Origin of the sequence: Streptomyces sp. NPDC057307, assembly GCF_042667665.1 — a bacterium.
Taxonomy (GTDB): Bacteria; Actinomycetota; Actinomycetes; order Streptomycetales; family Streptomycetaceae; genus Streptomyces.
In genome coordinates this window covers 27,082-39,978 of record NZ_JBHUZM010000013.1, presented here as the reverse complement: position 1 = coordinate 39,978, position 12,897 = coordinate 27,082, and the positions used below count along the sequence as shown (strand labels likewise).

Here is a 12,897-nt window from a genome sequence, read left to right as displayed (position 1 = left end):
CCTCGGCCCCTCCTCGGCCCGTCCGGCGATCGAGGACACCCGGCCGGTAGGCCACCACCAGTGGCTACCCGCCCCACCGCTTCCGCCGCCGCAGCCCCGCCCCCGTGAGCTTCCGCACCAGTTCCCGCGACCCGATCTCCACCGCGCCGGCCCGCACCGCGTCCCCGTAACGGTGGGCCGGTACGTCGTAGTGGTCCCGCTCGAACGCCCGCGCCGGGCAGCCGATCCCCGCCGCGAACGCGTGCAGTTCCTCGTACGACACATCACTCACCAGGTGCGACCACAGCCGACCGTGCCCCGGCCACGTCGGCGGATCGATGTATACGGCCACGTCACCCGGCCCCCAGAACCGCGCCCAGCGACCCCACCGGCGCCACCACCACCGCCGCCTTCCCGCACACCCAGTGCGGATCCGCCCCCAGCTCCGGCTCCACCTCAAGCGCGTGCGGCCCGCCCTCCGCAGCCAGTTCCGTGCGGGACTTGCCGCAGACCGGGCAGAGCGGCCACCGCCCGTGCGTCTCCAGGAGTGCGTCCTGTACGTCCTGGGCGATCAGTCCGGCGACGTACTCGACCCCCTCCGGCCACTGCTCCACCCACCACCGCCGGTGCACGACGGCGTCCTCCACCAGTGAGACGACCTCGGCGCGTGCGACGTCACCCGCCGCGAGATCGGCGAGGACCAGGGCGCGTGCGGTGTGCAGCGCCTGTTCCAGCGGTTTCATGTCTTCCATGCACCCATTGTCATACGCACCCAGGTAAAGGATGGAGACCCTCATGCGTATCGGTGAGCTGTCGGACCGCACCAGCACCTCGCGCCGCCTCCTGCGCTACTACGAGGAGCAGGGCCTGATCGTCGCGACCCGCTGCGCGAACGGTTACCGCGCCTACGACGAGCCGACCGTCGACCGGGTCCTCCAGGTCCGCGGGCTGCTGGACGCCGGTCTGCCGACACGGATCATCAAGCAGATCCTGCCGTGCCTCGACAAGCCACGGGTCATCCATTTCCCGGACGCGACCCCGGAGATGCTGGCGACGCTCGAAGTGGAACGCGACCGGATGACGCGCCGGATCGACTGCCTCACGCGCAATCGGGACGCGGTGGCGGACTATCTGGCGGCGGTCCGCGAAACGGCGGCGCCCACCGCCCAGGCCCCGGGCACCACCGGCACCCTCGACGCCCCCGGCAGCCTCGCCACCCTCGACACTCTCGATGCCCCCGTCGCCCTTGACGCCACCAGCGCCTGAAATTATCTTTCACTCGTGACCAGTGACGTGAAGGAAATTTACAGCGGCGGCGCCCCTCCGGCCCCCGCCGCCCTCGCGGCCAAGGTGCGCACGCTCGCACCCTCCATGACGCGCTCCATGCAGCGCGTCGCCGAGGCCGTGGCCGCCGACCCGGCGGGCACGGCCGCCCTCACCGTCACCGGTCTCGCCGAACTCACCGGTACGAGTGAGGCCACCGTCGTCAGGACCGCCCGCCTCCTGGGCTACCCCGGCTACCGCGATCTGCGCCTCGCCCTCGCCGGCCTCGCCGCCCACCAGGAGTCCGGCGCGGCTCCGGCGGTCACCGCCGACATCGCGGTCGACGACCCGATCGCCGACGTCGTCGCCAAGCTCGCGTACGACGAGCAGCAGACCCTCGCCGACACGGCGGCCGGGCTCGACACCGTCCAACTCGGCGCCGTCGTCACAGCGTCCGCCGCCGCGCGCCGTATCGACATCTACGGCGTCGGCGCGAGCGGTCTCGTCGGCATGGACCTCGCGCAGAAGCTCCTGCGCATCGGCCTGATAGCCCACGCGCACAGCGATCCGCACCTCGCCGTCACCAACGCCGTCCAGCTCCGCCCGGGCGACGTGGCCATAGCGATCACGCACTCCGGCTCCACCGGGGACGTCATCGAGCCACTGCGTGTCGCCTTCGACCGGGGCGCGACGACGGTCGCGATCACGGGCCGCCCGGACGGGGCGGTGTCGCAGTACGCGGACCATGTCCTCACCACGTCCACGGCCCGCGAGAGCGAGCTGCGGCCTGCGGCGATGTCCAGCCGTACGAGTCAACTCCTCGTCGTGGACTGCCTGTTCGTCGGTGTCGCGCAGCGGACGTACGAGACGGCCGCACCCGCGCTCGCCGCGTCCTACGAGGCACTGGCGCACCGCCACACGCCGCGCGCCCGCTGATCCACGCGCGCACCCGCTCGACCGCACCACCGACAACGGGGCTTCCTCAGGTTTCTGCCAGCTCGCCAGAAAGAGCCGCTTCTCCATGACCTCCATGCCCACCGACGCCTCCTCGACGTCCGGCGCCGGAACATCCCCCACCTCGTACGGCGAACTCCGCGCCGAACTCGCGACCCTCACCACCGAGGCGTTCCGCCCCGAACTCGCCGAGATCGACCGCCGCCCCACCGAGGACATCGCCCGTCTCATGAACGGCGAGGACCAGACCGTCCCGGCCGCCGTCGCCGCGCATCTCCCCCGGATCGCCGCCGCCATCGACGCCACCGCCGAGCGGATGGCCCGTGGCGGCAGGCTGATCTACGCGGGCGCGGGCACGGCCGGCCGGCTCGGCGTCCTGGACGCCAGCGAGTGCCCGCCCACCTTCAACACCGATCCGTCGGAGGTCGTCGGTCTGATCGCGGGCGGCCCCGGCGCGATGATCAAGTCCGTCGAGGGTGCCGAGGACTCCAAGGAGCTGGCGGCCTCGGACCTGGACGAGCTGAAGGTCGACGTGAACGACACGGTCGTCGGCATCTCGGCGTCCGGCCGCACCCCGTACGCGGTCGGCGCGGTCGAGCACGCGCGCGCTCTCGGCGCGCTCACCATCGGCCTGTCCTGCAACGCGGACAGCGCGCTCGCGGCCGCCGCCGAGCACGGCCTGGAGATCGTCGTGGGTCCCGAACTGCTCACGGGATCAACCCGGTTGAAGGCCGGTACGGCGCAGAAGCTGGTCCTCAACATGATCTCGACGATCACGATGATCCGGCTCGGCAAGACGTACGGAAACCTGATGGTCGACGTCCGCGCGTCCAACGAGAAGCTGCGGGCCCGCTCCCGCCGTATCGTCGCGCTCGCGACGGGCGCGCCGGACGAGGAGATCGAGTCGGCGCTGGCGGCGACGGACGGCGAGGTGAAGAACGCGATCCTCACCATCCTCGGCGCGGTGGACGGCCCCACGGCGGCCGGCCTGCTGGCGGATTCGCACGGGCATCTGCGGGCGGCGCTCCAGGCGTCGAAGGAGCCCGGCTCCACGTCGTAGGAGCCTGACGGGCCGGCGCGCCCACCCGACCTGATCGGGCACAGGATGTCGGGTCAGGCGGGGTGCCCGCTCCCTAGCGTGGTGTTCACGAAAGAGGAAGGACACCGGGGGAATGCTGGAGCGGCTCAACCGGACCCTGGAGTACATCGAGGGCCGTCTCGACCAGCACATCGACGTGGCCGAGCTGGCACGTACCGCGGTCACCTCGGAGTACCACCTGCGCCGGATGTTCTCCGCGCTCGCGGGCATGCCGCTGTCGGAGTACATCCGGCGCCGTCGGCTCACCGTCGCGGGTGCCGAGGTGCTGGCGGGGCGTGGGTCTCTGCTGGAGACCGCGGTGCGTTACGGCTACGGCTCCGGCGAGGCGTTCGCCCGGGCGTTCCGTGCCATGCACGGCGTCGGGCCGGGCGAGGCCCGGCGCACCGGGGCCGCGCTCGTGTCCCAGCCCCGGCTGTCCTTCCGCCTCACCGTCGAAGGGAACAGCAGCATGCGATACCGCGTCGTGGACAGGCCGGACTTCAGCGTCGTCGGCCTGAAGGCCCGGGTGCCGTTGGTGCACGCGGGGCCGAACCAGGCGATCGTCGACTTCGTCCGCGGGGCCGATCGGCAGCTCGTGGAGCGCCTGGAGGCACTGTCGGACCAGGAGCCGCGGGGCATCGTCGCGGTCTGCGACGACCTGGACCCGGGCCGCGCCGAAGGCACCGAACTCGACTACTACCACGGGGTGATCACCTCGGTGGCGCCCCCGGAAGGCACCACGGTTCTCCCCGTCCCGGCGGGCACATGGGCGGTCTTCACCACGTCCGGGCCGGCGCCGCAGGCGATCCAGGAGCTGTGGAGGGACGTCTTCACGGAGTGGTTCCCCTCCAACCCGTACCGCAGCCGCCCCGGCCCGGAGATCCTGCGCACCCGCCTGACCCCGGGCCGCGCCGAAGGCGACGCGGAGCTGTGGCTCCCGGTGGAGCGGGAACAGAACTGACGACGGCGACGCCGTGCGGGCGGGCGGGCGGGAGGTGTCGCAGACCACCCGGCGCGTTCGTCCGCTCATCGCTCCCGCGTCGTCGTCAGAGCATGTTCCAGGAGGATCTCCGCCGCCGCCCGCGCGTGCCGGCCGTAGTCCGCTTCGTCCAGCACCATCGCGCGGCCGGCCGCGCCGTCCGCGAGGGTGACCAGTTGTTCGGCGAGTTCGGTGGGCTCGCGGCAGCCCAGCTCTGTCACCAGCGCGGTGACCAGTCGCACCATCCGCAGTTTCTGTTCGCGGGCGTAGGAGTGGACCGCGCTCCGTGGATCGGGAAACTCCGCCGCGGCGTCGATGAACGGGCACCCCCGCACCGGGCTCGCGTCCGCCGGGGGGTGGTCCGACGACTCCAGGTCGAACAACCCGAGGATCCGTTCGCGCGGGGGGATGTCCTCGCGGGTCAGCACGCTTTCCAGCGTGGCCCCCGAGGACACGAGGTCCTGAAGGTGGGCGAGCACCAGATCGTTCTTGGTCCGGAAGTGCGCGTAGAGGGTGCGCTTGGACACCGGTGCCTTCTCGGCGACCTGCTCCATGCCGGTCGTGTTGATCCCCTGGGTCGCGAACAACTGGGCGGCGGCGAGCAGGATGCGCTCCCGCCCGCCGCGTCCCCGCCGTTGAGGTGCCGTAGCCGCCGTACTCATGGAGGAAGTATACGTCCGCGTTTACTTTGGCAGGCCGGGTCGCTAGAGTCCCCTCCTAAGTAAACGATTCCGTTTACTTGAGTCTCATCGAGGAGAGTTCCATGAGCGGGTCGGCCCCGACCGAGCTGAGTGGCCGCGCGGAGAAGCTGATACGCGGCCGTCACGCGACACGCGCGTTCCGTCCCGATCCGGTGCCGGAGGACACCATGCGCGCGATCTTCTCGCTGGCCGGCACCGCACCGTCGAACTCCAACGCGCAGCCGTGGCAGGTGGAGGTGGTGAGCGGCGCCGTACGCGAACGCCTGGCGGACTCACTGCGGGCGGCCCACGCCACGAAACGCACCACGACGGACTTCCCGTACTCCGAGGGCATGTACTCGGAGGTGCACCACACGCGCCGGGCCGCGTTCGGTGCCGAGCTGTACGGCGCACTGGGCATCACGCCCGACGACCACGCGGCGCGTGCGGCCTACGACGCCGAGAGCCTGCGTTTCTACGGTGCGCCACACGCCGCGTTCCTGTTCGTCACGGGTGACGGTGGTGCACGTCTGGCCGCGGACGTCGGCGCCTACATGCAGACGCTGCTCCTGGCGATGACCGCGTACGGCGTGGACAGTTGCCCGCAGGGACTGCTGAGCTTCTACGCCGACACCGTACGCGCCGAACTCGGCCTCACCGGGGGGAAGTTGCTCATGGGCATCTCCTTCGGCCACGCCGACGACGCCGCACCGGTGAACCGGGTCATGACGGAGCGGGCCGCCCTGGAGGCGACCACGACCTTCCACCGCTGACCTGGCGCGGGGTGCTGTTCCGGTCAGTTGATCGCGTCGATCTCGACCTCGACGAGCCACTCGGGGTCGATGAAACGGGACACCTCCACGACGGTGCACGCGGGCCGGATGCCGGCGAAGCGCTCGCCGTGGGCGCGGGCGGCGTCCTTCCACCGGGTGACGTCGGTCAGCATGAGGCGCGTCCGTACGACGTCCCCCAGCCCGGCCCCCGCCTCCTCCAGCGCGCGTTCGGCGATGTCGAGACACCGCACGGTCTGCGCGTAGACGTCACCGGGCCCGACGGTGACCCCGTCGTCCCCGATCGGAGCCGTACCGGCGACGACGACGTACGCCCCGACCCGCACCGCCCGCGAGAACCCGATCTCCGGCTCCAAGGGGGATCCGGAGCTGACCAGCTGCCGTGCGTCTTCCATACCGTCCGGTTCCTTCTGTCAGTCCCACTGGTCCCACTGGGCGTCCACATAGCCGAGCCGCCGGTTCATCTCGATGGCGGCCGTGTTCGCAGGGTGGTGGATTGTCCGGATCTTGTCCACGCCACAGAGATGGGCGAAGCCGATCCCGAACGTCTTCATCGCGATGGATACGCCGCGACCGCGGTAGCCGCCCCTGACCCCGGTCATCTCGTTGAAGACAAAGCCGCCGGACCGCCGGTCCGATGTCGCGGCGAGCCCGCACCAGGTGTCGCCGTCGAGTGCGACGACGACCCCGCGCGGGTCGAAGGAGGGGACGTCGACCCGGCGTTCGATGTACTCGTCGAAGGTGTAGAACTCACCGCGGTCGGGGATGTCGGCGGCGCACTCCTTGTTGAGCGCGTACAGCTCACGCCGATGGGGCGGGGTGTCCCCCAACTCGGCCAGCGTGGTCAGCCGAATGCCGGCACCTCGGCAACGCGCCACGTACTTCGCGAAGCGCGCCGCGTCGAAGGTGCGTATGTCGAGTTCGAGCTTGACCCAGTGATCCGCCATGGTGCTGGAACATAGCAATCCGGGTGTGTCCGAGGTGGGCAACTATCCGGCCGGGCCGGTCGTCCTCCGAGTATGACGTCCCCGAGCCCCGACCCGCCCCGGTGGCCGCACTGCGGCCACGGCACGACCACCGAGGAACCGGTGGGCTGCCGTGGCAGGCGCATCCCCGGCCGCACCTTGTGCCTCGCTCACGTGGCCGACGTCGACCGGGACGCCTATCTGGTCGGTCTGAATCCTGGCGCAGACGTCGACCACAGCGGAACCCCCTTCACCCGAGACCTTCTGGGTCGGTTGCTCGACGCCTTGCGCGACTCTGCCACCGGTCACGCGCGGCTCGGCACCGCTCGGTTCGAGGCTGCCGTCTTCGAGGGCAACGCCTGGTTCGCGTCGGCGACCTTCGAGGGAACAGCCTTCTTCGGAAGGGCCACCTTCCGAAGCTACGCGTGGTTCGTGGCGGCCTCCTTCGAAGGTGACGCCGGGTTCGAGTACGCCACCTTCGAGAGCACCGCCTTCTTCGAAGCGACGACTTTCGAGGGCGACACCGGGTTCGAGTCGGCCACGTTCAAGGAGACCGCCACATTCCATGCGGCCACCTTCAAGGACGGTGTCGGGTTCGAGGCAACCACCTTCCAAAGCAGAGCCCTGTTCGGGGCGGCGACCTTCGAGGACACCGCCACGTTCCGGGCTGCGGCCTTCGAGGACACCGCCTGGTTCCAAGGGGCGACCTTCAAGGGAGACGCCATGTTCGGGGCGGTCAGCTTCGGAGCCCCCGCGCTGTTCGGGGCGGTCACCTTCGAGCGGGACGCCATGTTCGGGGCGGGCGTCTTCAAGCGCGACGCCGTGTTCCGGGCGGCCACGTTCAAGGACGCCGTCAGGTTCGGGGCGGCGACCTTCGAACGTGACGCCGTGTTCGTCAGGGCGGCCTTCGAGGGAACGGTCCTTCTTGGACCGTTCGTGTGCGTCGGGCGAGTGCAGTTGTCCGAGGCCGTGTTCAGCGGCCCGGCGACCCTGTGGTTTGCCGCCCGCCGCCTGAAGTGCCGACGCACCCGCTGGTCGTCGACCGCCGAGTTACGACTGCGCTACACCACAGTGGACTTCGCCCACGCCGTCTTCGAGTATCCCCTCACGATCGCCGCGGAGGCCGACCCGTTCGTTCTCCCCGACGGCCGGCGCGTGGAAGACCGCCCGCTCTTTCGCACACCCGACCCCGCCGTGCGCCTGGCCTCGCTGCGCGGCGTGGACGCCGCCCACCTGGTCCTCTCCGACGTCGACCTGTCCCAGTGCCTGTTCACCGGGACCGTCCACCTCGATCAGCTACGGCTGGAGGGAAACTGCTCCTTCAGCGGCGTCCCACCCCGGAGAAGCCGGCGCCGCACCCTCGCCGAGGAGCACCAATGGCGTGCCCGCCGGCCGCGAGCGGCGCACGGCTGGAACGCCACCGAGTCCGGTTCGGCCAACGTCGGGCCCGCCCAACTCGCCCCCGTCTACCGCGCCTTGCGCAAAGCCTTCGAAGACGGCAAGAACGAGCCGGGCGCCGCCGACTTCTACTACGGCGAGATGGAGATGCGCCGCCACGACCGCAGTGGCTCCAGCCGTGCCGAGCGTGGACTGCTGCACGGCTACTGGCTGTTGTCCGGCTACGGACTGCGCGCCTCCCGTGCCCTCGCCTGGCTCGCCGCCGCCATGATCGTCACCGTCCTGTTGTTGATGGGCACCGGGCTTCCCCAGGACTCCCCGAAACAGCAAGCCGCCGGTACCGTGCCGCCCGGCGGCGGCAGGGTCACCTTCGAGATCGACAAGGCGGACCCCCAGAACCCCACCGGCGACAGATTCACCACCAAGCGCTTCGAGAAGGCCCTGAACGTCACCCTCAACTCAGTCGTGTTCCGCTCCAGCGGACAGGACCTGACCACCACCGGCAGCTACATCGAAATGGCGTCCCGCGTGACCGAGCCCGTACTCCTGGGCCTCGCCGTCCTCGCCGTACGCAACCGCGTCAAGCGCTGAAGCGGCAGAAGGAACTGGAGCGGCCGGATCAGCGCGTGCGGAGCCAGTCCGTCAGCTTGTCGACCGCCACGTCGGCGACGACTTTGAGCTGGCGGGCCGCCCGTTCCAACTCGTCCTGCAACTCGCTCTGCCCCGCCGGGCCTTCCGCCCCCACCCGTTCAGCCGTGCCCCGATAGCCGATCGGCCCCTCGTTGACCCGCTGGTAGAAGCCCACAAAGCCGGACCCATCCGCGGTGAGGCAGATCGAGCCGCCGTTCGTGCGCTGGTCGCGCCACGTGACGCGTTCCATCGCGGTCCCGCCGTGGGCCACCAGGATGCGCAGGTCACCCGAGGTGTGCCAGTCGCCGCCCCAGCTCTCCTCCGTACGGAAGTGGTGCACAGGCGCGTCCACCGTGCCGTCGGGGAAGGTCCAGCGGCCGTCCAGGCGGCCGCGGAACTCGGCCGTCGTGCCGTCCGCGCCCCGGTGGTGGCCGAGGAAGTCGGTCATGGCGGACTGGAAACTCGCCGCGCCCTCCGCGCCGTCGACGCTCCGCCAGGAGACCTGCGCGGGCAGCGAGTCCTCGCCGCGCTCGACGTAGAGGCGCAGCAGGCCGGCGTCCGTCCAGTCCGCCGCGCCGACCGCGCGGCGCTCCGTGCGGAAGGCGAACACCGCCCGCTCCGCCGCCTTCGCGCCCATCGCCCGCTCGGAGCGGTCCCGTTCGTACACCGAGTCCAGAGTGATCCGGTAGAGCCAGAGCATGGTGGCGGCCTTGGCGGAGCTGCGCACCGTCACGGTGTTCGTCCCCTCCCGCAGCAGCTCGCCGGGCACCGCGAACACCATCGTCTGGGGCAGGTCACCGCCGCCGGGGAGCGGCAGGGAGTCCACCAGCGCATGGCCGTTGACCTCGATGTCCATCGGCGCGAAGCCGGGCGCGCCGCCGAGCTTGGACACCAGCGCCGTCACCTTCAGTGTCGCCTCGACGAACGTCTCGCCCGCCTCCACCCCGAAGTCCACCGTGGCGCTCCCGCCGGCGCCGAGGTGGACATGGTCACCCGCGAACCCGCCACCCTCGGTACGTACTTCGGTGTTGCCGCACAGCGGCGGGGATATCGAGAAATCCGCGAAGGTCGCTTCCATGTGTCAGGACTCTAGCGACGCCCACTGACATCGCCTCAGCGGTGGATGATCAGCCATGTCGCGACCGCCGTCACGCTCTGCGACCGGTTGCCGATGATGTGCGGCCGACGGCAGGGGTACGTGATCGAGTCACCCGCCGCGAGCGTCACCGTTTCCGCGTCCGTGTCCGCCCCGAACTCGATGGTGAGTTCGCCCTGCGTGACCGTGCCCACCTCGTAGCCGTCGTGCTTCAGGAACTGACCGTGCGCGTTCGAGATCGCGCCCGGTGGATAGACCGACTCGAAGAACTCGACGTCCGACGTCGGCGCGGGCGACAGCCTGCGGAAGGTGACGCCGCCGTCGAGCAGGATCGGGTCGACCTCCCACGACCGGCGGATCGCGAAACCCCGCTCCTCGGCGGGGGCTTCCGGTTCGTCCGTGTCGAAGACCGCCGCCAGCGGTACGTCGAGCGCCGAGACGTACGCGATCAGCCGGCTCACCGACGGGCGCATCGCCCCCAGCTCGATCTGCGACACCGCGCTCGCGGAGATGCCGAGTTCACGCGCCAGCGCGCGCAGCGACTTCCCCGAGCGGAGCCGGAGTTCGCGGAGCCGAAGCCCCAGGCGCTCGGAGCTGATCGCGTCCACCGACGTGCCCGGCCCCGGCCCCGGCCGCGATCCCGGCCCCGAGTCCTTGCCCACCAATTGCGACACATCCTTTACACGGCCGAAAAACAACGACAGGTGTCAAGTGCTAGCTTGACGCACCCTGTTAAGGAATGACTTTACAGCGCTCCCGGAGGCATTCATGGCCGAGAACACCGCAGCGCCGAACGTCGCACCACCCACTCCCCCCGGCGAACCCCAACCCCAACCCCACCCCTACCCCCACTACGATCCCAGCCTCACCAACGACGACCTCGCCCCCGTCAAGAAGCAGTCCTGGAACTCGTACAACATCCTGGCGTTCTGGATGTCCGACGTGCACAGCATCGGCGGATACGTCACCGCCGGCAGCCTCTTCGCGCTCGGGCTGGCCAGCTGGCAGGTGCTGTTCGCGCTGATCGTCGGCATCCTCATCGTGAACGTCTTCTGCAACCTCGTCGCGAAGCCCAGCCAGGTCACCGGCGTGCCGTACCCCGTGATCAACCGCGCCGTCTTCGGCGTCGCCGGTGCCAACATCCCGGCCATCATCCGCGGGCTCATCGCCATCGCCTGGTACGGCGTGCAGACCTACCTCGCCTCGCAGTCGCTGCTCATCATCTTCCTCAAGTTCTGGCCGAGTTCGGCCTCGCTCAACGACTCGACCTTCCTGGGGCTCTCCCCGCTCGGCTACATCTGTTACGCGATCCTCTGGGTCGCCCAGGCCGCCGTCTTCTGGCGCGGCATGGAGTCCATCCGCCGCTTCATCGACTGGGCGGGACCGGCCGTCTACGTCGTCATGATCGTGCTGGCGGTCTATCTGGTCAGCAAGGCCGGCTGGTCGAACATCAGCTTCAACCTCTCCGAGGGCGAGAGCCTGGGCTTCGGCGCCTCGATCCCGGTGATGCTCAGCGCGATCGCGCTCGTCGTCTCGTACTTCTCCGGCCCGATGCTCAACTTCGGGGACTTCGCCCGCTACGGGAAGTCGTTCGACGCCGTCAAGAAGGGCAACTTCTTCGGTCTGCCGGTCAACTTCCTCTTCTTCTCCCTCCTGACCGTGGTCACCGCCTCGGCCACCGTCCCCGTCTTCGGTGAGCTGATCACCGACCCGATCCACACCGTGGAGCGCATCGACACGGCGTTCGCGATCCTCCTCGGCGGACTGACGTTCGTCATCGCGACGATCGGCATCAACATCGTCGCCAACTTCATCTCCCCGGCCTTCGACTTCTCCAACGTCAGCCCGCAGAAGATCAGTTGGCGGGCCGGCGGCATGATCGCGGCGGTCGGGTCCGTGCTGCTCACGCCGTGGAACTGGTACAGCGACCCCGAGGCCATCCACTACACCCTCGGGCTGCTCGGCGCGCTCATCGGCCCGCTGTTCGGCATCCTGATCGCCGGCTACTACGTGATCAGCCGTCAGCACGTCGTCGTGGACGACCTGTTCACCCGGTCGCCGACCGGCCGCTACTGGTTCCGTAAGGGCTACAACCCCAACGCCGTCTGGGCCACGGCCCTCAGCGGGATACCGGCGGTCGCGTCCGTCCTCCTGCCGAAGATGCTGCTCGACCTCGAACTCACCACCATGGACCTGACCGAGATCTCGGACTACAGCTGGTTCATCGGCTGCGGCCTCGGCTTCCTGGCGTTCGTCGCGCTGGAGAGGCGGTCCCCGCAGATCGTGGTCGAACGATGACCCGCGCCCGTACCCGTACCCGTATCCGCGTGATCAACCCCAACACCAGCTCAGGCATGACGGAGTCCACCGGCCGCTGCGCGCGTGAGGCCGCCGCCCCCTCGACCGTCATCACCGCCGTCAACCCGGCCATGGGGCCGGAGTCCATCGAGAGCCATTACGACGAGGCGCTGGCCGTCCCCGGTCTGCTCGCGGAGATCGCGGCGGGCGAGGCGGCGGCGGAAGAGGGGTATGTCATCGCCTGCTTCGGCGACCCGGGGCTCGACGCCGCGCGCGAGCTGGCGACCGGCCCGGTGATCGGGATCGCCGAGGCGGCGATGCACACGGCGGTGCTGCTCGGCCGGAGCTTCAGCGTCGTCACCACACTGCCCCGGACGACCGGACGCACCTGGGACCTGGCGCGCCGCTACGGCTTCGCCGACGCCTGCCGCGGCGTGCACGCCTGCGACATCCCCGTACTCGACCTGGACGACCCCGGCCCGGCCACGGTGCGGACCGTGACCGAGGCGTGCACGGCGGCCGTGAACGAGGACGGGTGCGACGTCGTCGTACTCGGCTGCGCGGGCATGGCCCCCCTCGCCCCGACACTCGCCCGCCGGACCGGCGCCCAGGTGGTCGACGGCGTCGGCGCGGCGGTGAAGCTGGTCGAGTCGCTGGTGTCGCTGGGGCTGCGGACGAGCAAGCGGGGCGAGTACGCGGCGCCGCCACCGAAGAAGTACACGGGCCTGCTGGGCGAGTTCAGCCGCTGACGTGGCGACCCGGGGGGGGTGGGGAGCGGCGAGACCG

At 70.1% G+C, this 12,897-nt stretch carries 15 protein-coding genes; 8 read left to right on the top strand and 7 right to left on the bottom strand.

Annotated elements, in window-relative coordinates:
* Window positions 1–64: 64 nt before the first annotated feature.
* Together ACFUN8_RS08055 and ACFUN8_RS08050 are read right to left on the bottom strand one after the other, a co-directional pair.
* Window positions 65–331 (bottom strand): DUF4031 domain-containing protein, encoded by a 267-nt coding sequence (locus ACFUN8_RS08055; protein ID WP_383633218.1) that lies wholly within the window; start codon window positions 329–331, stop codon window positions 65–67.
* Window position 332: 1 nt separating this feature from the next.
* Window positions 333–731, bottom strand: coding sequence for a hypothetical protein (locus ACFUN8_RS08050; RefSeq protein ID WP_382562329.1), 399 nt, complete (start codon window positions 729–731; stop codon window positions 333–335).
* A 43-nt stretch (window positions 732–774) separates the two neighbouring features.
* Between ACFUN8_RS08050 and ACFUN8_RS08045 the strand changes: the two genes are divergently transcribed.
* The 4 genes from ACFUN8_RS08045 (at window position 775) to ACFUN8_RS08030 (ending at window position 4,235) form a co-directional block, all read left to right on the top strand.
* Entirely contained in the window at window positions 775–1,245 is a 471-nt protein-coding gene (locus ACFUN8_RS08045; RefSeq protein ID WP_383633213.1) for a MerR family transcriptional regulator, read from the top strand.
* A 15-nt stretch (window positions 1,246–1,260) separates the two neighbouring features.
* On the top strand, window positions 1,261–2,178 hold the full coding sequence (locus ACFUN8_RS08040; protein ID WP_383633210.1) for a MurR/RpiR family transcriptional regulator: 918 nt from the start codon (window positions 1,261–1,263) through the stop codon (window positions 2,176–2,178).
* A gap of 85 nt (window positions 2,179–2,263) precedes the next feature.
* Window positions 2,264–3,256: an N-acetylmuramic acid 6-phosphate etherase gene (murQ, locus tag ACFUN8_RS08035; protein ID WP_383633207.1), complete on the top strand. Its 993-nt coding sequence runs from the start codon at window positions 2,264–2,266 to the stop codon at window positions 3,254–3,256.
* A gap of 112 nt (window positions 3,257–3,368) precedes the next feature.
* Complete coding sequence (locus ACFUN8_RS08030; protein ID WP_383633204.1) at window positions 3,369–4,235, top strand: GyrI-like domain-containing protein; 867 nt, start codon at window positions 3,369–3,371, stop codon at window positions 4,233–4,235.
* 65 nt (window positions 4,236–4,300) lie between these two features.
* Here ACFUN8_RS08030 and ACFUN8_RS08025 read toward each other — a convergent pair whose 3' ends face one another.
* A complete protein-coding gene (locus ACFUN8_RS08025) occupies window positions 4,301–4,915 on the bottom strand; it encodes a TetR/AcrR family transcriptional regulator (RefSeq protein ID WP_383633201.1) in 615 nt (204 codons plus the stop codon).
* Between the two features lie 101 nt (window positions 4,916–5,016).
* On the opposite strand from ACFUN8_RS08025, the gene ACFUN8_RS08020 reads away from it, so the two are divergent.
* A complete protein-coding gene (locus ACFUN8_RS08020; protein ID WP_383633198.1) occupies window positions 5,017–5,706 on the top strand; it encodes a nitroreductase family protein in 690 nt (229 codons plus the stop codon).
* 23 nt (window positions 5,707–5,729) lie between these two features.
* Here ACFUN8_RS08020 and ACFUN8_RS08015 read toward each other — a convergent pair whose 3' ends face one another.
* Together ACFUN8_RS08015 and ACFUN8_RS08010 are read right to left on the bottom strand one after the other, a co-directional pair.
* On the bottom strand, window positions 5,730–6,119 hold the full coding sequence (locus tag ACFUN8_RS08015) for a RidA family protein (RefSeq protein ID WP_383633195.1): 390 nt from the start codon (window positions 6,117–6,119) through the stop codon (window positions 5,730–5,732).
* A gap of 18 nt (window positions 6,120–6,137) precedes the next feature.
* Window positions 6,138–6,671 (bottom strand): GNAT family N-acetyltransferase, encoded by a 534-nt coding sequence (locus ACFUN8_RS08010; RefSeq protein ID WP_383633193.1) that lies wholly within the window; start codon window positions 6,669–6,671, stop codon window positions 6,138–6,140.
* Between the two features lie 72 nt (window positions 6,672–6,743).
* On the opposite strand from ACFUN8_RS08010, the gene ACFUN8_RS08005 reads away from it, so the two are divergent.
* Complete coding sequence (locus ACFUN8_RS08005; RefSeq protein ID WP_383633190.1) at window positions 6,744–8,678, top strand: pentapeptide repeat-containing protein; 1,935 nt, start codon at window positions 6,744–6,746, stop codon at window positions 8,676–8,678.
* 28 nt (window positions 8,679–8,706) lie between these two features.
* Here the strand turns inward: ACFUN8_RS08005 and ACFUN8_RS08000 are convergent, their stop codons facing one another.
* Window positions 8,707–9,795 carry a hypothetical protein gene (locus tag ACFUN8_RS08000; RefSeq protein ID WP_383633187.1) on the bottom strand — a complete coding sequence of 363 codons (1,089 nt, stop codon included), beginning with the start codon at window positions 9,793–9,795 and terminating at the stop codon, window positions 8,707–8,709.
* 35 nt (window positions 9,796–9,830) lie between these two features.
* Window positions 9,831–10,475: a helix-turn-helix domain-containing protein gene (locus ACFUN8_RS07995; protein ID WP_383633184.1), complete on the bottom strand. Its 645-nt coding sequence runs from the start codon at window positions 10,473–10,475 to the stop codon at window positions 9,831–9,833.
* A gap of 106 nt (window positions 10,476–10,581) precedes the next feature.
* Here ACFUN8_RS07995 and ACFUN8_RS07990 point away from each other — a divergent pair, with 106 nt between their 5' ends.
* Together ACFUN8_RS07990 and ACFUN8_RS07985 are read left to right on the top strand one after the other, a co-directional pair.
* Window positions 10,582–12,111 (top strand): NCS1 family nucleobase:cation symporter-1, encoded by a 1,530-nt coding sequence (locus ACFUN8_RS07990; protein WP_383633181.1) that lies wholly within the window; start codon window positions 10,582–10,584, stop codon window positions 12,109–12,111.
* Window positions 12,108–12,860, top strand: a complete 753-nt coding sequence (locus ACFUN8_RS07985) for an aspartate/glutamate racemase family protein (protein WP_383633178.1) — start codon at window positions 12,108–12,110, stop codon at window positions 12,858–12,860. Before ACFUN8_RS07990 ends, ACFUN8_RS07985 begins: the two co-directional genes overlap by 4 nt.
* The last annotated feature ends 37 nt before the right edge of the window (window positions 12,861–12,897 follow it).